The organism is Novosphingobium sp. B1, assembly GCF_900176395.1.
Classification (GTDB): Bacteria; Pseudomonadota; Alphaproteobacteria; order Sphingomonadales; family Sphingomonadaceae; genus Novosphingobium.
Genome location: NZ_FWXL01000005.1, coordinates 312,594 through 337,229, shown reverse-complemented (window position 1 = coordinate 337,229; position 24,636 = coordinate 312,594). Strand labels below are relative to the sequence as shown.

Annotated in this window: 31 protein-coding genes; 25 read left to right on the top strand and 6 right to left on the bottom strand. The window is 64.9% G+C overall.

All coding sequences use genetic code 11. The features are described 5' to 3' along the window. The first annotated feature begins 13 nt into the window (after nt 1-13). The 15 genes from ctaD (at nt 14) to B9A23_RS11530 (ending at nt 11,157) form a co-directional block, all read left to right on the top strand. Nucleotides 14-1,705, top strand: coding sequence for a cytochrome c oxidase subunit I (gene ctaD, locus B9A23_RS11595; protein WP_084279170.1), 1,692 nt, complete (start codon nt 14-16; stop codon nt 1,703-1,705). 152 nt (nt 1,706-1,857) lie between these two features. Beyond that, a complete protein-coding gene (locus B9A23_RS11590; RefSeq protein ID WP_084279168.1) occupies nt 1,858-2,784 on the top strand; it encodes a heme o synthase in 927 nt (308 codons plus the stop codon). Continuing rightward, nucleotides 2,784-2,954, top strand: coding sequence for a hypothetical protein (locus tag B9A23_RS22790; protein WP_176217967.1), 171 nt, complete (start codon nt 2,784-2,786; stop codon nt 2,952-2,954). Before B9A23_RS11590 ends, B9A23_RS22790 begins: the two co-directional genes overlap by 1 nt. Nucleotide 2,955: 1 nt before the next feature. Then, a complete protein-coding gene (locus B9A23_RS11585) occupies nt 2,956-3,540 on the top strand; it encodes a cytochrome c oxidase assembly protein (protein ID WP_084279163.1) in 585 nt (194 codons plus the stop codon). Between the two features lie 137 nt (nt 3,541-3,677). Next, a complete protein-coding gene (locus B9A23_RS11580) occupies nt 3,678-4,499 on the top strand; it encodes a cytochrome c oxidase subunit 3 (protein WP_084279160.1) in 822 nt (273 codons plus the stop codon). Next, entirely contained in the window at nt 4,499-4,870 is a 372-nt protein-coding gene (locus tag B9A23_RS11575) for a DUF983 domain-containing protein (protein WP_139797433.1), read from the top strand. Before B9A23_RS11580 ends, B9A23_RS11575 begins: the two co-directional genes overlap by 1 nt. Continuing rightward, nucleotides 4,870-5,457 (top strand): SURF1 family protein, encoded by a 588-nt coding sequence (locus tag B9A23_RS11570; RefSeq protein WP_084279158.1) that lies wholly within the window; start codon nt 4,870-4,872, stop codon nt 5,455-5,457. The genes B9A23_RS11575 and B9A23_RS11570 overlap by 1 nt, the downstream gene beginning before the upstream one ends. Before the next feature lie 49 nt (nt 5,458-5,506). Next, nucleotides 5,507-6,913 carry a threonine synthase gene (gene thrC, locus B9A23_RS11565; protein WP_084279155.1) on the top strand — a complete coding sequence of 469 codons (1,407 nt, stop codon included), beginning with the start codon at nt 5,507-5,509 and terminating at the stop codon, nt 6,911-6,913. Then, nucleotides 6,906-7,790 carry a class I SAM-dependent methyltransferase gene (locus B9A23_RS11560; RefSeq protein ID WP_084279154.1) on the top strand — a complete coding sequence of 295 codons (885 nt, stop codon included), beginning with the start codon at nt 6,906-6,908 and terminating at the stop codon, nt 7,788-7,790. The genes thrC and B9A23_RS11560 overlap by 8 nt, the downstream gene beginning before the upstream one ends. 54 nt (nt 7,791-7,844) lie before the next feature. Next, nucleotides 7,845-8,219 (top strand): dihydroneopterin aldolase, encoded by a 375-nt coding sequence (locus tag B9A23_RS11555; RefSeq protein WP_084279153.1) that lies wholly within the window; start codon nt 7,845-7,847, stop codon nt 8,217-8,219. Then, on the top strand, nt 8,216-8,977 hold the full coding sequence (locus B9A23_RS11550) for an SDR family oxidoreductase (RefSeq protein WP_084279150.1): 762 nt from the start codon (nt 8,216-8,218) through the stop codon (nt 8,975-8,977). The genes B9A23_RS11555 and B9A23_RS11550 overlap by 4 nt, the downstream gene beginning before the upstream one ends. Next, nucleotides 8,974-9,978 carry a GTP 3',8-cyclase MoaA gene (gene moaA / locus B9A23_RS11545; RefSeq protein ID WP_084279146.1) on the top strand — a complete coding sequence of 335 codons (1,005 nt, stop codon included), beginning with the start codon at nt 8,974-8,976 and terminating at the stop codon, nt 9,976-9,978. The genes B9A23_RS11550 and moaA overlap by 4 nt, the downstream gene beginning before the upstream one ends. 3 nt (nt 9,979-9,981) lie before the next feature. Further along, entirely contained in the window at nt 9,982-10,218 is a 237-nt protein-coding gene (locus B9A23_RS11540) for a MoaD/ThiS family protein (RefSeq protein WP_084279143.1), read from the top strand. Beyond that, nucleotides 10,211-10,657 (top strand): molybdenum cofactor biosynthesis protein MoaE, encoded by a 447-nt coding sequence (locus tag B9A23_RS11535; protein ID WP_084279141.1) that lies wholly within the window; start codon nt 10,211-10,213, stop codon nt 10,655-10,657. Before B9A23_RS11540 ends, B9A23_RS11535 begins: the two co-directional genes overlap by 8 nt. 77 nt (nt 10,658-10,734) lie before the next feature. Further along, complete coding sequence (locus B9A23_RS11530; protein WP_084279139.1) at nt 10,735-11,157, top strand: hypothetical protein; 423 nt, start codon at nt 10,735-10,737, stop codon at nt 11,155-11,157. Nucleotides 11,158-11,220: 63 nt separating this feature from the next. On the opposite strand, the gene B9A23_RS11525 is transcribed toward B9A23_RS11530, so the two are convergent. After that, the gene (locus B9A23_RS11525; RefSeq protein ID WP_139797432.1) at nt 11,221-11,751 is read right to left on the bottom strand and encodes a hypothetical protein; all 531 of its coding nucleotides are present in this window, start codon (nt 11,749-11,751) and stop codon (nt 11,221-11,223) included. 270 nt (nt 11,752-12,021) lie between these two features. Here B9A23_RS11525 and rplU point away from each other — a divergent pair, with 270 nt between their 5' ends. The 3 genes from rplU to B9A23_RS11510 all read left to right on the top strand — a co-directional run bounded on the left by rplU (nt 12,022) and on the right by B9A23_RS11510 (nt 13,421). After that, nucleotides 12,022-12,318, top strand: a complete 297-nt coding sequence (gene rplU, locus B9A23_RS11520; protein WP_084279133.1) for a 50S ribosomal protein L21 — start codon at nt 12,022-12,024, stop codon at nt 12,316-12,318. 28 nt (nt 12,319-12,346) lie between these two features. Further along, nucleotides 12,347-12,616, top strand: coding sequence for a 50S ribosomal protein L27 (gene rpmA, locus B9A23_RS11515; protein WP_084279130.1), 270 nt, complete (start codon nt 12,347-12,349; stop codon nt 12,614-12,616). Nucleotides 12,617-12,851: 235 nt separating this feature from the next. Further along, nucleotides 12,852-13,421, top strand: coding sequence for a GNAT family N-acetyltransferase (locus B9A23_RS11510; RefSeq protein WP_084279128.1), 570 nt, complete (start codon nt 12,852-12,854; stop codon nt 13,419-13,421). Nucleotides 13,422-13,463: 42 nt separating this feature from the next. On the opposite strand, the gene B9A23_RS11505 is transcribed toward B9A23_RS11510, so the two are convergent. Further along, a complete protein-coding gene (locus B9A23_RS11505; protein WP_084279245.1) occupies nt 13,464-14,348 on the bottom strand; it encodes a metal-dependent hydrolase in 885 nt (294 codons plus the stop codon). Between the two features lie 37 nt (nt 14,349-14,385). Between B9A23_RS11505 and B9A23_RS11500 the strand changes: the two genes are divergently transcribed. Then, nucleotides 14,386-14,973, top strand: a complete 588-nt coding sequence (locus B9A23_RS11500) for a TetR/AcrR family transcriptional regulator (protein WP_084279127.1) — start codon at nt 14,386-14,388, stop codon at nt 14,971-14,973. Here B9A23_RS11500 and B9A23_RS11495 read toward each other — a convergent pair. Then, a complete protein-coding gene (locus tag B9A23_RS11495; protein WP_084279124.1) occupies nt 14,957-15,691 on the bottom strand; it encodes a CAF17-like 4Fe-4S cluster assembly/insertion protein YgfZ in 735 nt (244 codons plus the stop codon). The two genes, B9A23_RS11500 and B9A23_RS11495, sit on opposite strands and share 17 nt — an antisense overlap. 39 nt (nt 15,692-15,730) lie before the next feature. Between B9A23_RS11495 and pyrC the strand changes: the two genes are divergently transcribed. After that, complete coding sequence (gene pyrC / locus B9A23_RS11490; RefSeq protein ID WP_084279122.1) at nt 15,731-16,777, top strand: dihydroorotase; 1,047 nt, start codon at nt 15,731-15,733, stop codon at nt 16,775-16,777. Here pyrC and rarD read toward each other — a convergent pair. Then, nucleotides 16,774-17,661 (bottom strand): EamA family transporter RarD, encoded by an 888-nt coding sequence (gene rarD, locus B9A23_RS11485; RefSeq protein WP_084279121.1) that lies wholly within the window; start codon nt 17,659-17,661, stop codon nt 16,774-16,776. The genes pyrC and rarD overlap by 4 nt on opposite strands. A gap of 204 nt (nt 17,662-17,865) precedes the next feature. Here rarD and B9A23_RS11480 point away from each other — a divergent pair, with 204 nt between their 5' ends. Continuing rightward, complete coding sequence (locus B9A23_RS11480; protein WP_084279119.1) at nt 17,866-18,351, top strand: glycine zipper 2TM domain-containing protein; 486 nt, start codon at nt 17,866-17,868, stop codon at nt 18,349-18,351. A gap of 119 nt (nt 18,352-18,470) precedes the next feature. Next, nucleotides 18,471-18,719, top strand: a complete 249-nt coding sequence (locus tag B9A23_RS11475) for a hypothetical protein (RefSeq protein ID WP_139797431.1) — start codon at nt 18,471-18,473, stop codon at nt 18,717-18,719. Here B9A23_RS11475 and astD read toward each other — a convergent pair. Both astD and B9A23_RS11465 read right to left on the bottom strand, forming a co-directional pair. Further along, nucleotides 18,706-20,121 carry a succinylglutamate-semialdehyde dehydrogenase gene (gene astD, locus B9A23_RS11470; RefSeq protein ID WP_084279114.1) on the bottom strand — a complete coding sequence of 472 codons (1,416 nt, stop codon included), beginning with the start codon at nt 20,119-20,121 and terminating at the stop codon, nt 18,706-18,708. The two genes, B9A23_RS11475 and astD, sit on opposite strands and share 14 nt — an antisense overlap. Nucleotides 20,122-20,247: 126 nt before the next feature. Further along, on the bottom strand, nt 20,248-21,654 hold the full coding sequence (locus B9A23_RS11465) for a protein adenylyltransferase SelO family protein (RefSeq protein ID WP_084279112.1): 1,407 nt from the start codon (nt 21,652-21,654) through the stop codon (nt 20,248-20,250). 72 nt (nt 21,655-21,726) lie between these two features. Here B9A23_RS11465 and B9A23_RS11460 point away from each other — a divergent pair, with 72 nt between their 5' ends. The 3 genes from B9A23_RS11460 to B9A23_RS11450 all read left to right on the top strand — a co-directional run bounded on the left by B9A23_RS11460 (nt 21,727) and on the right by B9A23_RS11450 (nt 24,624). Beyond that, nucleotides 21,727-22,581 (top strand): alpha/beta fold hydrolase, encoded by an 855-nt coding sequence (locus B9A23_RS11460; protein WP_084279110.1) that lies wholly within the window; start codon nt 21,727-21,729, stop codon nt 22,579-22,581. Continuing rightward, complete coding sequence (locus B9A23_RS11455) at nt 22,578-23,738, top strand: glycosyltransferase family 4 protein (protein WP_084279109.1); 1,161 nt, start codon at nt 22,578-22,580, stop codon at nt 23,736-23,738. Before B9A23_RS11460 ends, B9A23_RS11455 begins: the two co-directional genes overlap by 4 nt. Before the next feature lie 127 nt (nt 23,739-23,865). After that, nucleotides 23,866-24,624, top strand: a complete 759-nt coding sequence (locus B9A23_RS11450) for a tetratricopeptide repeat protein (protein WP_084279106.1) — start codon at nt 23,866-23,868, stop codon at nt 24,622-24,624. Nucleotides 24,625-24,636 lie beyond the last annotated feature (12 nt).

Sequence of the window (24,636 nt, the reverse complement as noted above, 5' to 3'; positions counted from 1 at the left end):
AGGTTTGACCGAGATGGCCACCATTCCCGCAAACGAAGGCTTCGATGCGCATGATCATGCGCACGACCACGATCATGACCACAAGCCGAGCTTCTTCGCTCGCTGGTTCATGTCCACCAACCACAAGGACATCGGCACGCTGTACCTGATCTTCGCGATCTTCGCGGGGATCATCGGCGGCGCGGTGTCGGGCATCATGCGCGCCGAACTGGCCGAGCCGGGTATCCAGTACCTTGGCTGGTGGACCAACTTCGTCGGCGGCAACGCCACCGACTTCAACCAGACGCTCCACATGTGGAACGTGCTGATCACCGCCCACGGCCTGATCATGGTGTTCTTCATGGTCATGCCCGCGATCATCGGTGGCTTCGGCAACTGGTTCGTCCCGATCATGATCGGCGCGCCGGACATGGCGTTCCCGCGCATGAACAACGTGTCGTTCTGGCTGACCTTCGTCGGTTTCTGCTCGCTGATGATGTCGGCGTTCATGCCGGGCGGCACGGGTATCGGCGCCGGCACGGGCTGGACGGTCTACGCACCGCTCTCCACCTCGGGCTCGGTCGGACCTGCTGTCGACTTCGCGATCTTCTCGCTTCACCTTTCGGGCGCTGGCTCGATCCTGGGCGCGATCAACTTCATCACCACCATCTTCAACATGCGCGCGCCGGGCATGACCCTGCACAAGATGCCGCTGTTCGTGTGGTCGGTGCTGGTTACCGCGTTCCTGCTGCTGCTGGCGCTGCCGGTCCTGGCCGCTGCCATCACCATGCTGCTGACCGACCGCAACTTCGGCACGACCTTCTTCGATCCTGCCGGCGGTGGGGACCCGGTTCTCTACCAGCACCTGTTCTGGTTCTTCGGTCACCCCGAAGTGTACATCATGATCCTGCCGGGCTTCGGCATCATCAGCCAGATCATCTCAACCTTCTCGAAGAAGCCGGTGTTCGGCTACCTCGGCATGGCCTACGCCATGGTCGCAATCGGCGTCGTCGGCTTCATCGTGTGGGCACACCACATGTACACCACCGGCCTCGACGTGAACACGAAGATGTACTTCACCGCCGCAACCATGGTCATCGCGGTGCCGACCGGCATCAAGATCTTCTCGTGGATCGCGACGATGTGGGGCGGTTCGATCGAGTTCAAGTCGCCGATGGTCTGGGCGATCGGCTTCATCTTCCTGTTCACCGTGGGCGGCGTCACCGGCGTCGTGCTGGCGAACGGCGGCGTGGACGACAACCTGCACGACACCTACTACGTGGTCGCGCACTTCCACTACGTGCTGTCGCTGGGTGCGGTGACCTCGCTCTTCGCCGGGTTCTACTACTGGTTCCCGAAGATGAGCGGCCGGATGCACTCCGAGTTCCTGAGCCACCTGCAGTTCTGGATCTTCTTCGTCGGCGTGAACCTGATTTTCTTCCCGATGCACTTCCTCGGGGTCCAGGGCATGCCGCGCCGTTATCCGGACTACGCCATGGCGTACTCGTACTGGAACAAGATCGCCTCGATCGGCTACGTCATCATGGCCGTCTCGATCGTGATCTTCTTCATCAACATCCTCTACGCATTCCTTGCCGGCAAGAAGGCTGAAGCCAACTACTGGGGCGAAGGTGCGACGACGCTGGAGTGGACCCTGTCCTCGCCCCCGCCGTTCCACCAGTTCGAAACCCTGCCGGTGATCGACGACGCTGCTCACGCACACTGAGCCGCCAGTCGGCCCAAGGGCTGAAATCGAAAGGGCCTCCGGGGAAACCCGGGGGCCTTTTTCGTTGCGCCGCCTGCCGCATGGCCTGCCCGAACGGCTCATCCCCTTTCGCTTTCCTTTAACGTAAGCGCCGCGTATAGGCGCGCCCAACCATGGATTCTGCAAAGCCCCTCGGATCGACTGTCGCCCTGCCGGCGGAGTGGCGCGATTTCTTCGCGCTGACCAAGCCTCGCGTGATGACGCTGGTCATCTTCAGCGGCCTGTGCGGCCTGCTTGCAGCGCCCGGCGCATTGCATCCCGTGCTCGCCTTCACCGCGATCCTGTGCATCGCAGTCGGTGCTGGCGGCGCAGCAGCCTTGAACATGTGGTGGGAAGCCGATCTCGATGCCGGCATGAAGCGGACATCGAAGCGCCCTCTGCCGTCCGGCAAGATGGACCCGACTTCGGCGCGCGATTTCGGTTTTGCGCTGTCCGGCGCGTCGGTCGTGGTCATGGGGCTCGGGGTAAACTGGCTTGCCGCCGGCATCCTGGCCTTCTCGATCTTCTACTATGCGTGGATCTACACTGTCTGGCTCAAGCCGCGCACGCCCCAGAACATCGTGATCGGTGGCGGAGCAGGGGCCTTTCCGCCGCTGATCGGGTGGGTTGCCGTCACTGGCGACATCACCCTGATGCCGATCCTGCTGTTCCTGATCATCTTCATGTGGACCCCGCCGCACTTCTGGGCACTCGCCCTCTTCGTCCAAACGGACTACGCCAAGGTCGGTATCCCGATGATGCCGGTCGTGGCGGGTGAAAAGTCGACGCGGCGCCAGATCCTGATCTATGCCATCCTCTTGCTGCCGGTTACCCTGGCGCCTTGGTGGATCGGCGGAACAGGATGGGTCTATGGCGTTTCGGCGCTGGTGCTTGGCCTGATCTTTGTGGCCCTGTCCATCAAGGTCGGCCTGCGTGAGACCGGACCCGATGACACCATGAAGCCCGAGAAGCGCCTGTTCGGCTATTCCGTGCTCTATCTCTTCGTGCTTTTCGGCATGCTGGCGGGGGACCGGCTTGCCACAGGTCAAGGTTGGCAATGATGAACGATCCCCAAAACAACGTGCACCTCAGCAAGGACGAGACAGCCCTTTACCGCGCGCGCCAGCGCAGCCGGAACAAGGTTCTGGGCATTGTCCTGGGATCGCTGGCGGTCCTGTTCTTTGCGATCTCGATCGTGAAGATCGCCGCCCAGGTCACCGGTAGCCACTGACATGGCGACGCAGGTCGTTCCCGATCCGCGGCGCAATCGCCGGGTCGGCTTGTACGCTGCTGCCGGCGCGCTCACCATGCTGGGCCTCGGCTATGCCTCGGTCCCGCTCTACCGTCTGTTCTGCCAGGTGACCGGCTACGGCGGCACGACCCAGCGCGCTGACGCAACGGCAGCTGCCGGAGTCAAGGTTGCGGGCAAGATGATCCGCGTCCGCTTCGATGCCAATGTCGCTCCGGGCCTGCCATGGGCGTTCAAGCCGCAGCAGGTCAGCCAGGACCTGCGCATTGGCGAGCGCAAGATCGCGACGTTCGAAGCGCGCAACAATTCCGATCATCCGATCACCGGCTCTGCGATCTTCAATGTCTCGCCAGAGCAGGCTGGCAAGTACTTCAACAAGATCCAGTGCTTCTGCTTCACCGAGCAGAAGCTCATGCCCGGCCAGGACGTGCGCATGCCGGTGATCTATTACGTGGATCCGGCGATTCTCGACGATCCCGGCGCGAACAACATTGAAGAGATAACCTTGAGCTACACCTTCAACGAAACCCCTGAAAGCGTGGCTTCACGCCAGCGCGGCGGGCGTTGAGGCCGGAATTGCCCAAGGTGGAAAAGCCTCTGGACCGCGCGCAAGCACGGCGATAAAGGCCCAAGTGAACTGCGCCCGGAGCGTGCTGCTGCGGGCTAGCCATTACGACCAGACTGACTGGGGGAATTGAGGCGATCATGGCCGGCGCAAAGAACCACGATTATCATATCCTTCCGCCCGACGTGTGGCCCTTCGTCGGCGCCGTCTCGGCCCTGACCATGACCAGCGGCGGCGTGCTCTACATGCACAAGATGGCCGGTGGCCATGCCGTGTTCTTCGCAGGCCTGCTGGGCGTGATCGTCACGTTCTTCTCGTGGTTCGGCAAGATCATCAAGGAAGCCCACGCCGGCGATCACACGCCTGTCGTGCAGCTCCACCAGCGCTATGGCATGATCCTGTTCATCGCTTCGGAAGTGATGTTCTTCGTCGGCTGGTTCTGGGCCTTCTTCGACTTCTCGCTGTTCCCCTCGACGCTTGCCGAAGTGGTCGGTGGCCAGTGGCCGCCAAAGGCGATCGAAGCGGTCATGGACCCGTTCGACCTGCCGCTGCTCAACACGCTGATCCTGCTTTGCTCGGGCACCACGCTGACCTGGGCGCACCACGCCCTGATCCACGGTGACCGCGAAGGCCTGAAGAAGGGCCTGTGGGCAACGATCATTCTCGGCGCCGTGTTCTCGATGATCCAGGCTTACGAGTACGCTCACGCTCCGTTCGCCTTCGGCACCAACACCTATGGCTCGGCGTTCTACATGGCGACCGGCTTCCACGGCTTCCACGTGATCGTCGGCACCGTGTTCCTCGTCGTCTGCCTGATCCGCGCCTACAAGGGCCACTTCACCCCGCGCCAGCACTTCGGCTTCGAAGCGGCCGCATGGTACTGGCACTTCGTCGACGTGGTGTGGCTGTTCCTGTTCGTCGCCATCTATGTGTGGGGCGGCTGGGGCTACAAGATCCACTGATGCCGTCTGGCGACAGCCAGAATACGAAGGGGCAGCCGGGGATTACCCAGGCTGCCCTTTTCGGTTTGTGCCCGCGCTGTGGCGCCAAGGGGCTGTGGGCGGGGCTCGCCGCGCTCGCTGACCGCTGCCCTGCATGCGGGCTGGAATTCGAACGCTACGAGCCGCGCGGGCGGGGCATGTATCTCGTGGTCCTGCCGGTCACGATCCTGCTGGTTCTCGCTGCGCTGAAGCTGGATGACCTCGTGCAGTTGCCGGTCTGGGCGCTGATCGGCCTGTGGGGAGCGCTGGTGCCCACTGTCGTTACCGTGGCCCTGCGCTACGCCAAGGCAACCGTGCTGATGGCGCGACTCGAAAAGGAAGGTCTTCTGTGATGCGGCGCGTGCCGATCGTTTCCACCGTGATCGTGATCGCCGCCGTGCTGACCATGATCGGCCTCGGCGTCTGGCAGCTTGAGCGGCTGCAGTGGAAGCAGAACCTGCTGGCGCACTATGCGGCGGCGATCCGGGACCCGGCGGAAGTGCCGTTCCCCGCAGCAAAGCAGGCTGCCGTCGAGGCCGTCTTGTTTCGCCGCGCGTCGCTCGATTGCCAGTCGATCAGTGGTCAATGGAACTCGATCTCGGGCCGTAATGACAAGGGCGAGGCGGGCTACGTCCATCTCGCGAATTGCGCGCTGCCCGGCGGAGGCAACGCCTGGGTGCAGGCGGGGTGGACACAAGGTCCGCAGCACCCAGACTGGGCCGGAGGCAAGGTCAGCGGACTGATCGCACCCTATATCGATGGAACTGCGCGCCTCATCGCCAGTCCGCCGGCACCCGGCTTCGCGGCGAGTTCGCGCCCCGATCCCAACGACATCCCCAACAACCACCTCGCCTATGCCGTGCAGTGGTTCTTCTTCGCTGGTGTCGCGCTGGTGATCTATGGCCTTGCCCTGCGCAAGCGCTGGCGCGAACGCGGCTGACGCCAGAATCCTTGCCCTTTGCGGTCATGGCCGCTAACCGGCCAGACCCATGAAGTACGTCAGCACCCGGGGGCAGGCACCCTCGCTCGATTTCCAGGGCGTCACGCTCGCAGGCCTCGCTTCGGACGGGGGCCTCTACGTGCCCGAAACCTGGCCGCAGTTCAGTGCGGACGAGATCGCAGCGATGGCCGGGCTCCCTTACGCCAAGCTCGCGCAGACCATCATGCAGCCGTTCGTCGGCGATTGCCTCAGCCCCGAGCGCCTGCTGGAACTGTGCGAGCAGGCCTATGGCCGCTTCGCCCATGCCGCCGTCGTTCCGCTCAAGCAGCTCGACGAGACGCAGTGGGTGCTCGAACTGTTCCACGGCCCCACGCTTGCGTTCAAGGACGTGGCGCTGCAGTTGCTCGGCCTGCTGTTCGAGGAATTCCTTGCGCGCGGCGACGACCACATCACCATCGTTGGCGCCACCTCGGGCGACACCGGCTCTGCCGCCATCGACGCGGTTGCCGGTCGCGCCAAGGTGGATATCTTCATGCTCCACCCGCACGGCCGCGTGTCGGACGTGCAGCGCCGCCAGATGACCACGGTCATCGCGCCCAACGTGCATAACATTGCCATCGACGGCAGCTTCGATGATGCCCAGGCGATGGTGAAGCGCATGTTCAACGATGCCGCGATGACCAGCCGCTTCGGCATCGCTGCAGTGAACTCGATCAACTGGGCGCGTCTGATGGCGCAGGTGGTCTACTACTTCTACGCCGCGCTCCAACTCGGCGCGCCGCAACGCAAGGTCGCTTTCTCGGTGCCGACCGGCAACTTCGGCGATGTCTTCGCCGGATACGTCGCAGCCCAAATGGGCCTGCCGATCGAGCGGCTGATCGTCGCCACCAACGTCAACGACATCCTGCACCGCGCGCTGTCGAGCGGCGATTATTCCGCCAGCACCGTCACGCCGACTGCCGCCCCGTCGATGGACATCCAGGTATCCTCGAACTTCGAGCGTCTGCTGTTCGATGGCTGTGGCCGCGATGGCGCCGCGCTCGCCGGGCAGATGAAGCACTTCGAAGCCACGAAGGCGATGCGGCTGACCAACGCGCAGCGCAAATCGGCAGCCGAGCTGTTCACGTCCGAAAGCGCAGATGCCGGGCAGATGGCCAATGCCATGCGCTGGGCCTACGAGGCCTGTGGCGAAGTGCTGGACCCGCACACTGCGATCGGCCTCCATGCCGCTCGGGTCGCTCAGGGTATCCCTGCCGGCATCCCCATCGTCACGCTGGCCACCGCGCATCCGGCAAAGTTCGTCGACGCGGTAGAGCGCGCCACCGGCGTCCGCCCCGGCCTGCCTTCGCGCGTGGGTGACCTGTTTGAGCGCGAGGAGCGCTATGACCGCCTCGCCGGCGAATACGATGCTGTCGCCGCCTACGTGGCCGAGCGCGCGACGCCGAAGCATGGCTGATCTCGATCTCCAGCCCAAGTTGATCGTGGGAGAGGGCTGGGCAGACTTTGCCCTGCTCGATTCCGGCCACGGACGGAAGCTGGAGCAATATGGCCCGCACCGCTTCGTCCGCCCTGAACCGCAGGCGATGTGGACGCCGCGTAACTCCGACTGGCGCGCCGACGCCGAGTTCGTCCCCGGCTCCGACGAGGACGGCGGCGGGCGCTGGCAGTTCGACCGTCCGCTCCCGCGCGAAGGCTGGGAGCTTGGCTGGAACGATGTCCGCTTCACCGCTTCGTGCACGCCCTTCCGCCATCTCGGGTTCTTCCCGGACATGGCTCCGGTGTGGGACTGGATGGGTGAGCGGCTTGCCGGCAAGCCCGATGCGCAAACGCTGAACCTGTTCGGCTACACCGGGGTCGGCACGCTGGCGCTGTCGGAATACGGCCCGGTAACCCATGTCGACGCCTCGAAGAAATCGGTTGCCCAGGCCCGCGCAAACGCACAACTTTCGGGCATGACGGACCGTCCGGTGCGCTGGATCGTCGACGACGCCGCAAAGTTCACCGCCCGCGAAGTCCGCCGTGGCCGTCGCTACGATGGCATCATCCTCGATCCGCCCAAGTTCGGCCGCGGTCCCGATGGGGAAGTCTGGCGGCTAGAGGAAAGCCTGCCCGGCCTCATCAACGACTGCGCGCAACTGCTTGATGCAGACAGCCGCTTCCTCTTCCTCACCGTTTATGCCGTGCGCATGTCCTCGCTCGCAATTGCCGGACTTCTGGCAGAGGCGCTGAAGGATCTGCCCGGCACGATCGAGCACGGCGACCTGTGCATTCGCGAACAGGGCGAGGGCGGACGCCACCTGCCCACCGCCATCTTCGCCCGCTGGAAAAGCTGAATCCCACCCGGCGCAATGGACTTGGGTCCGCGCCGGTGCCAAAGAGCCCATCCCATGTCAGACAGCCTGATCCTCGAAGTCGCCAATCTCGAAACCGATGTCCTCACCGGGATCTATTCGGAGGAGACCGGCCGCCCGCAGCCGCTGCGCATCACCATGCGGGTCGGTCTCAAGCATCAGGATCGCTACACCGCCGATTGCCCGCTTGCCGCCAGCAAGAATTACATGGACCTCAAGTTCGCAGCCACCGAAGGCCTGCCCGAGGGGGTGCATTTCAAGCTGATCGAAGCCGTGGCAGACCACATCATCGAAACGCTGATGTTGCAGGATGATCGGATTCAGTGGGTGGAAGTGAAGATCGTGAAGCTGGCGATCAGCGAGAACGGCGAGGAAATCGGGATCACGCTGAAGCGCGAGCGCAAGGCTTGAGCCAGCGCCCCCTCGCGCTCGTCACCGGCGGTTGGCGCCGGATCGGCGGCGCGATTGCCCGCAAGCTCGCGGGCGAGGGCTGGGACTTGGCCTTGCACGCGCACCGCGCCTCCACTTTCGATGCCGAATTCAAGGCGCAGCTCGAATGGCTCGGTGCTGCGATCCATCCGGTATCGGGCGATCTTGAGGATCCTGCCTACCCGCCGAGCCTGCTTTCCGAGGTAACCGCGCTGGCCGGCCGCTCGCCCGACCTGCTGGTCAACTGCGCCTCGCTGTTCCACGATGATCGCGCCGAGACGATCACGTCTGAAGCGCTCGAGCAGCATTTCCGCGTGAACCTCTTCGCGCCGCTGCTGCTCACCCGCGCCTTTGCCGAGGCCCTGGGTGACCGTGGCGGCTCCGTCGTCAACATTCTTGACCAGCGCGTGATCAATCCCGTGCCGGACCAGATCAGCTACACGCTTTCGAAGCAGGCGCTCCACGCCTCAGTCCGCACCATGGCCCGCGCCATGGCACCCCGGGTGCGCGTCAATGGCGTGGCCCCGGGCCTGATCCTCCCCACTGCCGATTACGATGCGGAACAATGGCGGCGGCTTGAAGACATCATGCCGTTGAAGCGCCTGCCAGGCGCCGACGAGATTGCCGACGCCGTGCATTATCTTGCCACCGCAAAGTCGGTCACCGGACAGACTTTGTTTGTCGATGCGGGCGCGGCCCTTGAATCTTACGCGCGCGACTTCGTATATCTCGAGAAGTGACAGCGCCCGCGCCTTTGATCGACAGATTCGCCCGGCGGATCACCTACCTGCGCTTGTCGGTGACCGATCGCTGCGACCTGCGCTGCGCATACTGCATGCCCGAACGCATGGAGTTCCTGCCCAAGGCCGAAGTCCTCAGCCTCGAGGAACTGCACCGTCTCTCGCTCCACTTCATCGCCCGCGGCGTGCGCAAGATCCGCCTGACAGGGGGTGAACCGCTGGTCCGGCGTGACATGATGGAACTTGTCCGCGCGCTGGGCCGCAAGCTCGGTGACGGGCTCGATGAGCTGACGCTGACGACGAATGGCACGCGGCTGACAGAGTTCGCCGATGACCTTGCCGCCGCCGGCGTCAAGCGCATCAACGTCTCGCTCGATACGCTCGATCGTGAGGCCTTTGCCAAGCTCTCCCGCCGCGACATGCTGCCACAAGTGCTCGAAGGCATTGCTGCTGCAAAGGTCGCCGGTCTGAAGGTAAAGATCAACGCCGTCGCGCTCAAGGACCTCAACGAGGCGGAAATCCCCTCGCTGATCGAATGGGCGCATTGCGCAGGGCACGACATGACGCTGATCGAGGTCATGCCATTGGGCGAGATCGAGGGCGATCGCTTCGACCACTACCTGCCGCTCGACGCCGTTCGCCGCAATCTCGAACAGCGCTGGACACTGACCGACAGCGATGCGCGTTCCGGCGGTCCCGCCCGCTATGTCGATATCGCCGAAACCGGCGGTCGCCTCGGCTTCATCACCCCGCTCACCGGCAATTTCTGCGCCGGTTGCAACCGCGTCCGCGTCACCGCTACCGGCCAGCTCTACATGTGCCTTGGCGGTGAAGGACGGGTGGACCTGCGTGCCGCGCTTCGCTCCGAAGATCCCGATGGCGCCCTGTCCGAATGCTTCGCCCGCGCCATGGGCGAGAAGCAGGAGCGCCATTCCTTCGTGATCGACAAGCCCGGCAGCGCGCCCGCCGTGTCGCGCCACATGTCGACGACCGGCGGCTGAGTCATGGCAAGGCTGGTATTCATGGGCAGGCTCGAAGACGCCGCCGGTGCGGCGGAACTGCCGGTTGAGCCGGGGCCTGTCGAACAGGTCCTTGCCAGACTTGATCCGGCACTTGCCGTGCAGTTGCTGGGCGAAAAGGTGCGCATGGCGCTTAACGGCCGCCTGCTTACCGATGTCGGCGGCATCGTGCTGGCCCAGGGCGACGAACTGGCCTTCCTTCCCCCGGTGAGCGGTGGCTGACGTCCGTCTTTCGCTCGATGCGTTTGACCCGGCTGCCGAGATCGCCGCGTTCAACGCGCGCCAGCAATACGCCGGAGGGATCGTCACCTTCCTCGGGCAGGTTCGCGACTCGGGCGGCGTCGAGGCGCTGGAGCTTCAGCACTACGAACCGATGACGCTTCCCGGCATGCAAGAGCTCGCCCGCGTCACCGAAAAGCGCTGGCCGCTGGAGGGGCTGCTGATCGTCCATCGCAGCGGCGTGATGATGCCCGGCGATGCCATCGTGCTTGTTGCCGCAGCGGCACGGCATCGCCGCGATGCTTTCGCTGCTGCCGATTTCGCGATGGACCACCTCAAGAGCGAATCGTGGTTCTGGAAGCGCGAGAAGACGGCTTCGGGCTGGCGCTGGATCGAGCCCCGCCCGGAGGATCACGAGGACATTTCCCGCTGGCGCGCCTGATCGGCAACAATTGATTCGCGTCAAGGAATGGCGTCCGCGACAGGCGCAAGAAGGCTCCAGCAAAAGGAGCCCAGTCCATGAGCATGCACATCGCCGCCGACCATATCGAGCATGTCGCCGATATCGTTGAGCAACCACACCATACCGTCGTCGATCGCAACTTCGGCCTGCCGGGCGGGCTCTACGCCGTATCGGCCGGCGGCTATCTCGCCTTCATCGCCATGATGGCCTCGATCTTCGGCAACAGTGAACTGGCCATTCCGATGGTCATCTTCGTGATGTTCATCGCCTGCGCCTTCGGCATCCCCGCTGTCTGGACCCGGCTCGGCGCCGATCGCCACCCCGATGCTCTCGGCTGGTACGACTTTCGCAGGAGGGGCATCCAGACCCTGTCGGGCAAGCTCGATGCCGGCTCGGCCATGGCGCAGGTGCTGATCCTGCCCGTACTGATTGCCGTGTGGGGCCTAGCCATCGCGATCATCGTCGCGACGGTTCGCTAGGTCTGGCTTAAGGCTTCGCGATGTTCTGCAAGGGCGCGGCGCTCGGGCGCTGCGCCCTTTGCCTTACCTGCCAAGCTGGGACAGCAGCGAATCGATGACCTCGGTCTCGCCCGCGGCGATTGCCTCGACTTGCTGGCGCGTTGCCATCACCGCCTTGAAATCCGCGTCCGACCCATCGACCGCGCGGTTGCTTGCTTCTGCTTCCATGCGGTCGAGTTCGGCCAGGGGCAGGCCCACGCGCGATCGGGCCGCTTCAAGCTTGGCAATGGCCACCGAAGCGACCGACCAGTTCTCGGTGCCCTTGGCAGCGCCGCGGGCGGCAGCGGCGGCGCGGCTTGCTGTAGGGCGCGCAGCCTCGAAAGCCCGGTGTGCCTCGCGCGCATCGCCCAGCAGCCCGGCGAGCTTTGCCTCGATTCCCCGGGTAAGCACGGCCGGCGGTGGTGGGGCAGGGGGCGTCGTGCGCGCGGCGCGATAGACGTCTTCGGCAGGCCTGCGGGCGAGCGACGGAAACTTGTCGCGGTCGGCGCAGCCGCCCAGCAGGGTTGCAGCGCCAAGCGCGGTAAGGAAGGCGATCGAAGTCTTGTGGTGGGCCATGATGGTCGCCATAGCATGGACGCGCGCGCTCGCCAGCCTTGGTTGGAGGCGCTGCGCCAAGTGGCCGGATTTTGGGCGCGAAGCTGCCCATCTACGTTGAATGCGGGCATTGACAGAGGCCCCGGGTTTGACTATCCGCGCCCTTCTTTCCGGTGCCCTGCATCCAGCGGGGTAACGGTATGTTGCCCTCAGTCAGCGATTCGCAGGCGTTGGGCGCCTCATTTGGAATCGCCCAGGGCAACCGGGCTTTTGGAACGGATACACAGAACGATGTTCGCAATCGTGCGCACGGGCGGCAAGCAGTATCGGGTCGCCGCCGGAGACAAGATCGCGGTCGAGAAGCTGGCAGGCGAAGCCGGCGACAAGATCACGCTGGGTGAAGTGCTTCTCGCCGGTGAAGGCGATTCGCTGGCTGACGCCGCGAAGATCACTGTTTCGGCAGAGATCATCGCCCAGGCGAAGTCGGAAAAGGTGATCGTGTTCAAGAAGCGCCGTCGCCACAACTATCGTCGCCGCAACGGTCACCGCCAGCAGATGACCCTGCTGCGCATCGTCTCGGTCGCCTGAGCGCAAACGGAATTCGGAGTAATCTGAGATGGCACACAAGAAAGCAGGCGGCTCTTCGCGCAACGGTCGCGACTCAGCCGGTCGTCGCCTCGGCGTGAAGAAGTTCGGCGGCCAGGAAGTGGTCGGCGGCAACATCATCATCCGCCAGCGCGGTACCCGCGTGTACCCGGGCGCCAACGTCGGCATGGGCAAGGATCACACCCTGTTCGCGCTCGGCGAAGGTCGCGTACGCTTCCACGCCGGCAAGCTTGGTCGCAAGTACGTGTCGGTCGACATTATGGCCGAAGCGGCTGAATAACCGGATGGTCATTCAAAGGGCCATCCCGATGGGGTGGCCCCGCCAGCACTTAGGAGCTGGCCGATAGAGGGAGAGGGCCCCGCCCATCTCCCTCTTTTCATGTCTCCCTCGGACGCAAACCCGTTCCTTCGCTATCGGACGCAATGGCTGTCCGTTCTGGCGCGGGGCGCAATACCTCTGTCACGTCAGCGCACTAGCTGCGCGTCGGCAGAGGGGCCGATGAAGGAGAGACAAGATGTTCATTCGCAGCGAACGGCTGTTCCTGCGGCCTGCCTGGCCGGAGGACTGGGCCGAACTCCATGCCCTGATCGACGACGAGGCCGTCGTGCGCCATCTTGCGCGCGCACCGTGGCCCTATGGCCCGGACGATGCCAAGGCGTTCGTCGCCGCACCGCAGGGCGGCAAGCACCCGCACTTCTTCGTCACGCTCCCCGGCGGCCATGGCTCCCGGCTGATCGGCAGTGTCGGCCTGATCGAGGATTCCGGAGAGACCGAACTTGGCTACTGGATCGCGCAGGGCCACTGGGGCAGGGGATATGCCACCGAAGCTGTGCGCAGCGTGCTGTCGCTTGGCCGTACGCTGGGCCATCGCCGCGTCAATGCCCGCCATTTCGCCGATAACCCGGCGTCGGCAAGAGTGCTCGAGAAGGCCGGCTTTCGCCCCACCGGCGAGATCCGCCTGGGCCACAGCGCGGCGCGGACCCAGCCTGCGCCAACGGTTCACCACGTGATCGATCTGGTCGCCCCGGTCGATTGTGACGGCCCGGAGGACGGCGGCTTCGAGCCGATGCGACGCGCCGCCTGACCCGCAACGAAAAAGGGCTCCCCGCGGGGAGCCCTTCGATCTTCAGCGCGGCATCACCGCATCCGGAAACTCGCTGTCCGCCTTGCCGATCAGCGCGCGATCATCGTGCTGCCACGGGTGGAAGCCCGGCAGGAAGTAGCTGAGCCAGTCCGGGAAGATGCGGCGGATCACGCCCGGCTTCCACAGGAGGTAAGCCGCCAGCTTCCACTTCCACTTCGCGCCGGTCAGTCCGTCCTGCGCCAGCAGGTCCAGCGTGTCCTCGACGCGGTGGGTGATGAAGTTCTTGGTCACCACCACCATCATCAGGCTCTTGACCTTCCAGCGCTTCCACCGGCTCCAATTGCGCGTGGCGTGCGCCCAAGTGTCATAGGCGACGCCCTTGTGCTCGATCTCCTCGATCGCGTGCCAGCGCCACATGTCGGCCGCTTCCTGCTCGGCGCCGGCGAAGTGCGCCGGGTTCGCCAGAAACTCATGCGCCATCATCGCGGTATAATGTTCCAGCGCCATCGTCGCCGCGAGGTTGAGGATGACCGGACGATCCTTTGTCAGCGCCAGCAATTCCTCCACGCGCTTGTCGATCCGCGCCATGTCGTAACCGGCGTTCTCGGCCTGACGGTTAAAGGCGAGATGCTCGCGCGTGTGGTTGATTTCCTGTTTCACGAAGGCCCGGATCTCGGCCTCGAGCTTGGGCGGCACGCCCTCGCGGTGGGCCTTCACCGCCTCGATGAAGAACGCCTCGCCCCGCGGGAAGGTGCCCGACAGCGCGTTGTGCCACGCCGTCGCCACCGGATCGCCGTTCAGCCACCAGCGGCCAGCCGGCTCGTTGCGGCCAAAGCGACGGTCGCGTATCGTGATCGTCAGGTCCGAAGGGGTGGGCGCAGCCTTGCCGTTCGCGGTATCGCGCTCTAGGGCGATCGTGGGGGTCATGGCAGTCATGAGCCGTAATCTAGGCGTGCTTACACCGATGTCAATAAGGAAGCGTCTTCCGCCCGAGGAAAGCCGCATGGCCGCGCTGGAAGCCGCGCGTGCGCTGCTTGTGGAAGCGGGGCCCCAAGCCGTCACGCTCAAGGCCGTCGCGGGGCGAATCGGCCGCACGCACGCCAACCTGCTGCATCATTTCGGCTCGGCCTCCGGCCTCCAGAAGGCACTGGCCAAACACCTTGCCGAAACGATTTGCGCCACGATTCGCGAAGCCGTGATCGCCAGCCGCTCCGGCATCGGCAAACCGCGTGATGTAGTGGACCTCACCTTCGATGCCTTCGACCGCGAAGGCGCAGGGGCCCTTGCCTCCTGGATGCTGCTTTCCGGCAACGAGGACGCGCTCGATCCGATCGTCGAGACCATTCACGATCTGGTCGTCGATCTTGAGGAATACAGCTCTGACGCGCAGCGCAGCACAACTCTGGCGCTTACGCTCATGGCCTTGGGCGATGCGCTGATGGGCGGGCCGCTGGCGAAGGGACTGGAATTGCCGCGTACCGCAGCGCGCGACCGCGCCGAACAGATGCTGATCGAAGGCATTGCCGCGCAGCAGGCTACTCAGGCACAGTAAGCTCCATCCACTGGGGGGCAAGGCCAGGCGCAATGTCCTCGACCCGGCGATGGTCCACGGCAAGGCCCAGCTCCGGATAGGCCGTGCGTTGTCGCGCCGGATCGGACTGCTCGAGCGGAACCACGACGAGCCGGCGGTTCACCTTCTGCCGCCAGTTCATCCGAGCGGTGTTTTCCTGGCCGACATAGCAGCCCTTGGTAAAACTCACGCCGTTGAGGTCAACCGCGTTGCATTCGAGCCAGAGCACCTCGCCGTTGCCGAGTTCGGCCAGCCCCTCTGCGACGCCCAGCTTGAGCCGGTGAGCGCGCCATGCGTCATCTCCCGCTTCGTCCGCGTCAGTGACGGGCGCAATCCAGCGCTGGCCCAGCGCGCGCAGGCGGGGATCGCTTGCCCCGCCGTCACCCGGATGATCTTCCCAGAACACGCCCAGTGATTCGACTCGGCTGATGCCGATCTTGCGCCGCAGGCGGTAAAGCGTCAGCCGCTTGGCCAGGGCATCGGCACTGGCTGCCTCGCAATCGATCAGCAGGCTGTCAGCTCCGTCCGGCCAGACGAGAAAGTCGAACAGCACCTTGCCTTGCGGACTGAGCAGCGCGGTCCACACCGGCAACGCGCCTTTCACATCGTTGGTGACAAGCCCTTGCAGAAAGCCGGCAACATCCTCGCCGGGGTCGAGCGGAGAAAGGCGGATCAGGGCGCGCTCATACAGTCGGGTCATGACTGGAAGATAGGCACCGTCGCCGCTAAGGGGAACCCCATGGCTACGACAACACCGACGACTCTGACGATCCGCCGCCCCGATGACTGGCACACCCACCTGCGCGATCGCGACGTACTCGTCGGCGTAGCGCCCTATACGGCGCGCCAGTTCGCCCGCGCCATCGTCATGCCGAACCTGTCGCCGCCGATGACCGACGTTGCGGGTGTCGCCGCCTACCGCGAACGGATCCTTTCCGCGCTCCCGGCAGGCAGCGATTTCACCCCGTTGATGACGCTCTACCTTACCGATTCGACCGACACTGCCGAAGTCGAACGTGGCTTTGCCGAAGGCGTCTTCGTCGCGGCCAAGCTCTATCCCGCGCATGCCACCACCGGCTCGGCCCACGGCGTCACCGACATCCGCAATATCTATCCCGTGCTCGAAGTCATGCAGCGCATCGGCATGCCGCTGCTGATCCACGGCGAAGTCACCGACAGCCACGTAGACATCTTCGACCGCGAAGCCGTCTTCATCGAACGCACGCTGACGCGCCTTGTGGCAGACATGCCCGGACTGCGGATCGTCTTCGAACACATCACCACCGAGGAAGCGGCCCAGTTCGTCGAAGGAGCAGGGCCGAACGTCGCCGCAACGATCACGCCGCAGCACCTCCACATCAATCGGAACGCCATGCTCGTCGGCGGCATCCGCCCACACGCCTTCTGCCTGCCGGTTGCCAAGCGCGAGAAGCACCGGCTCGCCTTGCGCAAGCTCGCCACGTCCAATTGTGATCGCGTGTTCCTCGGCACCGACACCGCGCCGCATGCCAGGCACCTCAAGGAAACCGCCTGCGGTTGCGCCGGCATCTTCAACGCGCCTTACGCGCTTGAAAGCTACGTCACGGTGTTCGACGAGGAGGGCGCACTTGATCGCTTCGAGGCGTTCGCCTCGCTCAACGGCCCCAAGTTCTATCGCATGCCGGTCAACGAAGGCACGATCACGCTCGAAAAGGCGCCCGTCGCCGTACCCGAAGTGATCGACTGCAACGGCACCCAGATCGTGCCATTCCACGCCGGAGAAACGCTGGGCTGGCGCCTCGCCTAGGGCTGGCGCGCCCGCTTCAGCATGTCCCAACTGTATAGCGCGATCGCCGACCAGATCAGCGCGAAGCAGGCAAGCCGCGTGGCATCGAGCGATTCGCCGAACACCGTCAGCCCGAGGATGAAGCTCAGCGTAGGTGACAGAAACTGGACGAAGCCCAGCGTGGAAAGCGGCATGCTTCTGGCCGCCACGGCGAAGAGCAGCAGCGGAATTGCCGTCGCCACGCCCGAGGCAACGAGCAGCGGCGTCTCCTGCCCGCCCATGAGCAGAGCTGAACCGGCGGGCGAGATTGCCCCCAGCCACACGATGACTACCGCCGGCAGCACCAGCAGCAACGTCTCGATCGTCAATCCCGGCACGGCGCCGACCGGCGCCTTCTTCCGCACGAAGCCGTAGAATGCAAATGAGAATGCCAGCGATAGCGCGACCGCCAGCGTGTCCAGCGCGCCGCCGAGCAGCAGCGCGATGCCAGCGCCGGCAAGCCCGACTGCCAGCCACTGAACCCGCGTCAGCCGCTCGCCAAGGAAGACAGTGCCAAGCACGACGTTTATCAGCGGATTGATGTAGTAACCAAGGCTCGTGGCCAGCACGTGGCCGTTGTTGATGGCAATCACGAAGATCAGCCAGTTCGATCCGATCAGCGCTGCGCTCAAAACCAGCAGGCCCAGCACAGGGAGGCTCGCCAGCGCCGCCCGCACCTCGGGCCATTGCTTGCGGAAGCCGATGATCACGATGCACACCGGCACGGTGAAGAGCACGCGCCAGCCCACCAGCTCCAGCGGGGGCACCGCGTGGAGCGCGCGGAAATAGAGCGGGAGCAGGCCCCACATCACATAAGCGGCCAGCGCGGCTGTGAGTCCCCGGCGCAAGGTGCTGGATTCGTTCATGCAGCGTCCCTGCCAGCAATGGTCGGCCGGGCCAACCCCGCCAAAGGCGTCGTTTCATCGGCAACCGCAATCGCTTCACCGCAAAGTTCAAATCTGACGCTGCGGTTGCGTTCCGTTCAGGTTGGCAGTCGTAAACATGAACCAACGAAACAACAGGACCAGACTCCAAACGGTGCGGGTCCTCTCCAAGTGAGGAGCAATTCGATGTTCAGTCTCAAGAAGTCCGCACTGGCCCTTGTCGCCGCCTCGACCGTCGCAAATGCCGTTCCGGCTACCGCCGCCGTCCTGCCGCAGGCCCAGGCCAGCACCGCCATCGCCACGCAGTGGAACGAAGGCTGGGATGGCGAGCGCTGGGAGCATGGCCGCGACCGTCGCGACTGGCGCGGTTATGACCGGGGTGATCGCTACTACGGCCGTGGTGACCGCAACTACTATCGCGGCAACGATCGTGGCTACTACGGCGATCCGGTCTATCGCAACACCCGCGTCTGGCGCGGCAACGACGGCCGCTACTACTGCCGTCGCTCCAACGGCACGACCGGTCTGCTGATCGGTGGTGCAGCCGGTGCCCTGCTTGGCCGCGAAGTCGCCGGCAATTACGGTGACCGCACGCTGGGTGCGATCCTTGGTGCCGCCGGTGGCGCACTGCTCGGCCGCGAAGTTGACCGTGGCGGTTCGCGCTGCCGCTAAGCCGGAAATGACCAGTTACTGACCGTCCTTCGGGTCGCGCTGAAAGGTCGGCAGGGGAGCGCTCCGCAAGATGCGGGGCGCTCCCTTTTTATTAACCACGCGCGCGATATGGACCGGCAATGTCCTTGTTTCGCCACATGATTTGCGGGCTGAGCCTCGCGCTGGCGGCCTGCGGTTCGCCGCAGGTCGAACAGGATGGCGAACCGCTCGACCCGCTCATGGCCGAGGCGCTGCAAGGCCAGCTGATGGTCGATCCCGACCTCAGCCAGCAGAACCTCAAGAATCTGGCCATCGATCCGGGCGGCCCGCGTGATCCGGCGCTGCCGTTGCCTGATCCCGCACCTCCGGGTGGTGCTACTCGCTCCTGAGACCCACGCCGATGCTGGCGCGCGGCTGGTCCATCTCGGTCGATGCGACCGGGTAGGCGCAATAATCGGCGGCGTAATAGGCGCTCGGTCGATGATTGCCCGAAAGCCCGATGCCGCCGAACGGCGCTGCAGACGATGCGCCGTTGGTCGGGCGGTTCCAGTTGACCACGCCCGCCCGGATGTTTGCCCAGAAGCGGTTGTAGTCCGCCGGTGCGCCGCCCAGCAGCGAAGCCGAAAGCCCGAAGCGGGTGTTGTTGGCTTCGGCGATGGCTTCGTCGAAATCGTCTACCTTGACCACCTGCAGCAGCGGGCCGAACAGTTCGACGTCGGGCCGCTCGGCCACGCCGGTCACGTCGATGATCGCCGGGGACAGGAACGGCAGGCCTTCCTGCAGGCGAACCATGTGCTTGATCGGTCGTCCACCTGAAGACAGGAGGTAGACGAAGCTTTCGGTCAGGCCATCGGCGGTGCGATTGTCGATCACCGGCCCCATGAATGGCGCTGGCTCGTCGAACGGAGCGCCGACGATGATGCGGTCTGCCAGATGCTTCACCTGGCTCATCACCGCGTCGTACATCGATGCCTTGATGATCAGGCGGCGTCCGGCCGTGCAACGCTGGCCAGCGCTGGTAAAGGCGGACTGGACGATGATCGTCGCGGTATCCTCGATCTTGGGCGTGTCCCACACAACGATCGGGTTGTTGCCGCCCATCTCGAGCGCGACCATCTTGCCGGGGTTCGAAGCCAGCTTGCGGTTGATCGCGATGCCGGCATGGGCCGATCCGGTGAACAGCACCCCGTCGATGCCATCATGCGCCACCAGCGCCTGGCCCTCGGCCGGGCCGCCGACCAGAACCTGCACCACGGCAGCGGAAATGCCCGCGCGATGGAAGCACTGCGCCAGCATCTCGCCGGTTGCCGGTGTCTTTTCCGATGGCTTGAACACCACAGCGTTGCCCGCGATCAGCGCCGGCACGATGTGGCCATTGGGCAAATGCGCAGGGAAATTGTAGGGGCCCAGAACGGCCATCACGCCATGCGGCTTGTGGCGCAGCGCCGCCGTGCCCTGCATCGCCGAGTCGAGCTTGCGCTGCGAAGTGCGGTCGGCATAGGCGCGGACCGAAATCTCCACCTTGTTGATGACACTCTCGACCTCGGTGCGGGCTTCCCACATCGGCTTGCCGGTCTCGCGCGCGATCATCGTCGCCAGCTTGTCGGCGTCCTTGCGCACCTCGTTGGCAAAGCGGCGAACCAGTTCGATACGCGTTGCAAGAGGCTGCGCTGCCCAGGCCGGCCAGGCGCGGCGGGCGCGGGCGACCACCTCGTCGACATCGCCGACAGGAGCGCGCCACACTTCCGCGCCGGTTGCGGGTTCATACGATACGATTTCGGCAGTTGCCACGGATTTGCCTGCTTCTCATTCAAGTTCGGCGCGGGCCCGGTGAACCGGTTTGTGCGCACAACGTAACGCGATAGTCGTTACCGATTAAACAATATTCACAGGCGCCACCACCCCTGCTGATGCAATTCAGCCCCGAGTGTGGCCCATCGGTTCGGGCCGGGGGCCCAACGCCTCGCCCATGCGCCGCACAGCCGCGACCTTGCCAGCGAGCGCGCTCCACTCGTCGCGCTCGGCAATGGGCTGCCATATCGCCTCGACTTCGTCGATGAGCATGGACTGTGGCGCAGCATCGGACCAGTAGGGATGGCTACTGTCCGTCGCCGCATAAGGAGCCAGCGCCGCCTGCAGCGCCTGCTCGGCGGCGTCGGTTCCAGCGCCGCCCCGACCGCCACGGTGCGCAAGGAAGAACGCATCCGGTCCACTGCCTTGCGCCACCATTACCTGCTCGCAGGCGCCGATCAGAGCGGTATCTTCCTCAAGCCCGCGCGGCACTACGCCCAGCCGCCAGCACCAGCGCCGGGTCATGGCCTGCTGGTACAGTTCGGGATAGCGGTTCAGCGCCTCGATCAGGGGCGGCGCGTCCACCAGCGTGCGTAGGGCCACGGCCAGTTGCCCGCAATTCCAGTGGATCGTTTCTGGCTGGCGACCATAGGCATAAAGCCCGGAATGGTCGAAATAGGCCGCGGTAAAGCCCGGCTCCCACTTCGGTAGCCAGCGCCACGGGCCATAGTCGAAGCTTTCCCCGGTCACGTTCATGTTGTCGGTATTGAGCACGCCATGGACGAATCCCGCCACCATGTAGCTTGCCGCCATGTCGGCCATGCGCTCCACCACCTGGTTGAAGAAGCGCACAGCCGGATGTGCCGCGTCCTCATGCCCGCCCGGAAGATTCGCGAGGCAATAGGCGACAAGCTGCGCCATCTCGTCTTCGAGTTCCAGCGCTGCCAGCCGCTGGAACGTGCCTATGCGGATGTGCCCATGGCTAAGCCGGACCATCACCGCCGAGCGCGTCGGCGAAGGCTCGTCGCCACGATACAGGGCCTCCCCGGTCTCGATCACCGAGAGCGTGCGGCTGGTATTCACTCCCAGCGCCTCGAGCATTTCGGTGGCCAGGATCTCGCGCGCGGCACCTTTCAGCGTCAGGCGTCCGTCCCCGGCACGGCTCCACGGCGTCTGCCCCGAACCCTTGGTGCCAAGGTCCATCAGCCTGCCGTCTCGGTCGAGCATCTGCGCGAAGGTGAACCCGCGCCCGTCGCCCAGGTCAGGGTTGTAAACGCGGAACTGGTGCCCGTGATAGCGCAACGCCAGCGGCCCCGGCATGTTGCCCTCGAGCGGAACGAACCGTCCGAAATGACGCACCCATTCCGCGTCCGACAGGCCTGCCAGCCCGACATCGCCTGCAGCGCGGTCGTTTCGCCAGCGCAGGGTCGCTTCGGGAAAGTCTGCAGCGCTGACCGGATCGCCGATCCAGTCGGCCAGCGCCATGAGCCGGGGGGAAGGTCGATATATCGCGTCTTGCGGGAGCGCCTGCATCCGGCAATAGTGGGCACGAGCAAGCCTGCCCGCAAGCAGGCTCCCCGGATTTCACGCGGAATACCAGACGAAATGGCCGAATACGAAGATCGCTACTGGACCAGCAGCGACGGATTGCGCCTGCATTTCCGATATTTTGATGGCGATTCCGCCAAGCCCCCGGTGATCTGCCTGCCAGGGCTCACCCGCAATGCCCGCGATTTCGAGGACCTGGCCGAGCGGCTGGCCGGAACTTGGTGCGTGCTGTGCCCGGAGATGCGCGGCCGCGGTGACAGCGACTACGCCAAGGATCCGATGACCTACACCCCCATGCACTATCTGCAGGATGTGGAGGCGTTGCTGGCCCAGGAAGGGATCGAACGCTTCGTCTCGATCGGCACTTCGCTCGGTGGTCTGCTGAACATGCTGCTCGCCGCCAGCAATCCGCAACGCATCGCTGCAGCAGTCCTGAACGATGTCGGTCCCGAGGTGTCCGAAGCCGGCCTCGAACGCATTCGCGGCTATGTCGGGCAGGGGCGCAACTTCGAAACATGGATGCACGCGGCCCGCGCGCTTCAGGAAAGCAGCGGCGATGTCTATCCCGATTGGGACATCACGCAGTGGCTGCGCTATGCCAAGCGCATAATGGCCCTAGGCACCGGCGGTCGTATCGCCTTCGATTACGACATGAAGATCGCCGAACCGTTCGAGGCTCCGGCAGGCGCTACCCCGCAGGTGGACATGTGGCCGCTCTTCGATGCCCTGGCCTCCCGTCCGCTGCTGATCCTGCGCGGAGAAACGTCCGACATCCTCACGGCGGAAACCGCAACGAAGATGGCCTCGCGCCCCGGCGTCGAACTCGTCACCCTGCCGCGGATCGGCCACGCCCCCACGCTGGACGAGCCGGAAAGCGTGGCCGCGATCGGCCGTCTTCTCGCCCGGGCATGACCGCCGCCCGGCCTGTGAAGATCCTGCACCTGCATTCGACCTTCGATGCCGGCGGCAAGGAGCGACGTGCCGTTGCCCTGATGAATCGCTGGGCCAGGGGCCGGAACGGCAAGGCGCTCGAACATCACATCGTCTCGGCGCTGCCTTCGGCGATGGGCGCAAGGGCGCTGATCGACAAGGGCGTTGCCGCCTTCTTCCCGTTCGGCTTCCCCCCGCTTGCCGGAAAGCTGCGCATCGGCCGTCTGCAGCGTCTCGCCCGGGCCATGCAGGGCTTCGACCTGATCCTTACCTACAACTGGGGAGCGATGGACGCGGTGATGGCCCATGCCGTGTTCGCGCCGTCGCTCGGCCTTGCGCCGCTGGTTCACCACGAGGATGGCTTCAACGCCGATGAAGCGGGTGGCCTGAAGCGCAGCCGAAACTGGTTCCGCCGCGTCGCGCTGGCCCGCGCCAGCGCGCTGGTCGTGCCCTCGCGCCAGCTTGAGGACATTGCGCTCGGTGCATGGCACCAGCCGCGCGGCAGGGTCCAGCGCATCCCCAACGGCATCGATACGGCTCTCTATGCCCGCAAGCCGCGGGCCGATGTGCTGCCCCGCGTGGTCAAGCGGCCCGGCGAAAAGTGGCTCGGCACGCTGGCTGGCCTGCGCGCGGTCAAGAACCTGCCGCGGCTGGTCCGCGCCATGAAGGATCTGCCGCCTGAATGGCACCTCGTGATCCTTGGCGAGGGGCCGGAGCGAGAGGCGATCGTGGCCGAGGCAATTCGGCTTGAGGTCGGCCACCGCGTCCATTTGCCCGGCCACGTTGCCGATCCGTCGCTCGCTGTCGGCCTGTTCGATCTTTTCGCGCTCTCGTCCGACAGTGAACAGGCGCCGCTGTCCGTGATTGAAGCGATGGCTGCGGGCCTCGCCGTTGCCAGCCCTGCAGTAGGCGATGTCGCCGACATGGTCGCGCCTGAAAATCGCATTTTCGTGACGCCCGAGGGCGACGACAATGCGCTGGCAGCTGCCGTGGCGGCGCTTGCGGCAGACCCGGCCTTGCGCAAGCAGCTGGGCAACGTCAACCGCGCCCGTGCCGTCGCGGAATTCGATGAGGCGGTCATGGCGGATCGCTATGCGCGCATCTATGGTGCAGCGCTTGGCCGGGCAACGCTTGTCTGAACTTGCTTCAGCCGCCGTTCACGCTGGTGGCGTCAGGAATCAATTCCGTTGAAAAGGCGGTTCCATCCGCTAAACACCGCGCCAGACACACGCTAGCAACCGTCAACCAATTCCCGAAAGCGCTGCCTTGGCTCTCCGTCCCGATCGTCCGCAAACTCGTTCCACGCAACTCGCCGATCGTGCCGCCGCGCAAGGCGATGGCTTCCTGCGCGAGGTTGACGATGCCCTGCGCGAGGATCAGGTCTTCACCGCCCTGCAGAAGTACGGCAAGCCCGTCGGCGCGGCCATCGTTGCCGGGCTGCTCGGCCTCGCCGGCTGGCTGTGGTATGACAACCACAAGGCCAGCACCTCCGGCGAACAGGGCGAAGTGCTGACCAAGGCGCTCGACAATATCGAAGCCCGCAACCTCAAGGCAGCGACCGACGAAGTCGCCCCGCTCGCCAAGGATGGCACCGATGGCTATCGCGCCGCCGCGCGCATGCTCAGCGCAGGCGTGCTCGTCGAACAGGGCAAGACCGCCGAAGCGGCCAAGGCCTTTGCCGCCATTGCGGCCGATGGCGATGCGCCGCAGGCCTACCGCGATCTGGCAACCATTCGCGAAGTGTCGCTGACCTTCGACCAGATCGGACCCGACAAGGTCGTCGAACGCATCAAGCCGCTCGCCATTCCCGGCAACCCCTGGTTCGGCAGCGCCGGCGAGCTCGTCGCCATGGCCTACGTGAAGCAGGGCAAGAACGAACTGGCGGGCGCGCTCTTTGCGCAGATCGCCAAGGACAAGACCGTGCCGGACTCGCTGCGCCGCCGCACTCGCCAGATGGCGGGACTGCTGGGCGTCGACGCAGTCGAGGAACCCGGTGCCGCAACGCTGGTTTCGCCGGCGCAATGATCTCGAGGAATC

Bases quoted from the DNA above. Each gene is read 5' to 3' on its own strand.
- ctaD (WP_084279170.1), top strand. From the start codon at position 14: ATGGCCACCATTCCCGCAAACGAAGGCTTCGATGCGCATGATCATGCG.
- B9A23_RS11590 (WP_084279168.1), top strand. From the start codon at position 1,858: ATGGATTCTGCAAAGCCCCTCGGATCGACTGTCGCCCTGCCGGCGGAG.
- B9A23_RS22790 (WP_176217967.1), top strand. From the start codon at position 2,784: ATGAACGATCCCCAAAACAACGTGCACCTCAGCAAGGACGAGACAGCC.
- B9A23_RS11585 (WP_084279163.1), top strand. From the start codon at position 2,956: ATGGCGACGCAGGTCGTTCCCGATCCGCGGCGCAATCGCCGGGTCGGC.
- B9A23_RS11580 (WP_084279160.1), top strand. From the start codon at position 3,678: ATGGCCGGCGCAAAGAACCACGATTATCATATCCTTCCGCCCGACGTG.
- B9A23_RS11575 (WP_139797433.1), top strand. From the start codon at position 4,499: ATGCCGTCTGGCGACAGCCAGAATACGAAGGGGCAGCCGGGGATTACC.
- B9A23_RS11570 (WP_084279158.1), top strand. From the start codon at position 4,870: ATGCGGCGCGTGCCGATCGTTTCCACCGTGATCGTGATCGCCGCCGTG.
- thrC (WP_084279155.1), top strand. From the start codon at position 5,507: ATGAAGTACGTCAGCACCCGGGGGCAGGCACCCTCGCTCGATTTCCAG.
- B9A23_RS11560 (WP_084279154.1), top strand. From the start codon at position 6,906: ATGGCTGATCTCGATCTCCAGCCCAAGTTGATCGTGGGAGAGGGCTGG.
- B9A23_RS11555 (WP_084279153.1), top strand. From the start codon at position 7,845: ATGTCAGACAGCCTGATCCTCGAAGTCGCCAATCTCGAAACCGATGTC.
- B9A23_RS11540 (WP_084279143.1), top strand. From the start codon at position 9,982: ATGGCAAGGCTGGTATTCATGGGCAGGCTCGAAGACGCCGCCGGTGCG.
- B9A23_RS11530 (WP_084279139.1), top strand. From the start codon at position 10,735: ATGAGCATGCACATCGCCGCCGACCATATCGAGCATGTCGCCGATATC.
- B9A23_RS11525 (WP_139797432.1), bottom strand. From the start codon at position 11,751: ATGGCCCACCACAAGACTTCGATCGCCTTCCTTACCGCGCTTGGCGCT.
- rplU (WP_084279133.1), top strand. From the start codon at position 12,022: ATGTTCGCAATCGTGCGCACGGGCGGCAAGCAGTATCGGGTCGCCGCC.
- rpmA (WP_084279130.1), top strand. From the start codon at position 12,347: ATGGCACACAAGAAAGCAGGCGGCTCTTCGCGCAACGGTCGCGACTCA.
- B9A23_RS11510 (WP_084279128.1), top strand. From the start codon at position 12,852: ATGTTCATTCGCAGCGAACGGCTGTTCCTGCGGCCTGCCTGGCCGGAG.
- B9A23_RS11505 (WP_084279245.1), bottom strand. From the start codon at position 14,348: ATGACCCCCACGATCGCCCTAGAGCGCGATACCGCGAACGGCAAGGCT.
- B9A23_RS11500 (WP_084279127.1), top strand. From the start codon at position 14,386: ATGTCAATAAGGAAGCGTCTTCCGCCCGAGGAAAGCCGCATGGCCGCG.
- B9A23_RS11495 (WP_084279124.1), bottom strand. From the start codon at position 15,691: ATGACCCGACTGTATGAGCGCGCCCTGATCCGCCTTTCTCCGCTCGAC.
- pyrC (WP_084279122.1), top strand. From the start codon at position 15,731: ATGGCTACGACAACACCGACGACTCTGACGATCCGCCGCCCCGATGAC.
- rarD (WP_084279121.1), bottom strand. From the start codon at position 17,661: ATGAACGAATCCAGCACCTTGCGCCGGGGACTCACAGCCGCGCTGGCC.
- B9A23_RS11480 (WP_084279119.1), top strand. From the start codon at position 17,866: ATGTTCAGTCTCAAGAAGTCCGCACTGGCCCTTGTCGCCGCCTCGACC.
- B9A23_RS11475 (WP_139797431.1), top strand. From the start codon at position 18,471: ATGTCCTTGTTTCGCCACATGATTTGCGGGCTGAGCCTCGCGCTGGCG.
- B9A23_RS11465 (WP_084279112.1), bottom strand. From the start codon at position 21,654: ATGCAGGCGCTCCCGCAAGACGCGATATATCGACCTTCCCCCCGGCTC.
- B9A23_RS11460 (WP_084279110.1), top strand. From the start codon at position 21,727: ATGGCCGAATACGAAGATCGCTACTGGACCAGCAGCGACGGATTGCGC.
- B9A23_RS11455 (WP_084279109.1), top strand. From the start codon at position 22,578: ATGACCGCCGCCCGGCCTGTGAAGATCCTGCACCTGCATTCGACCTTC.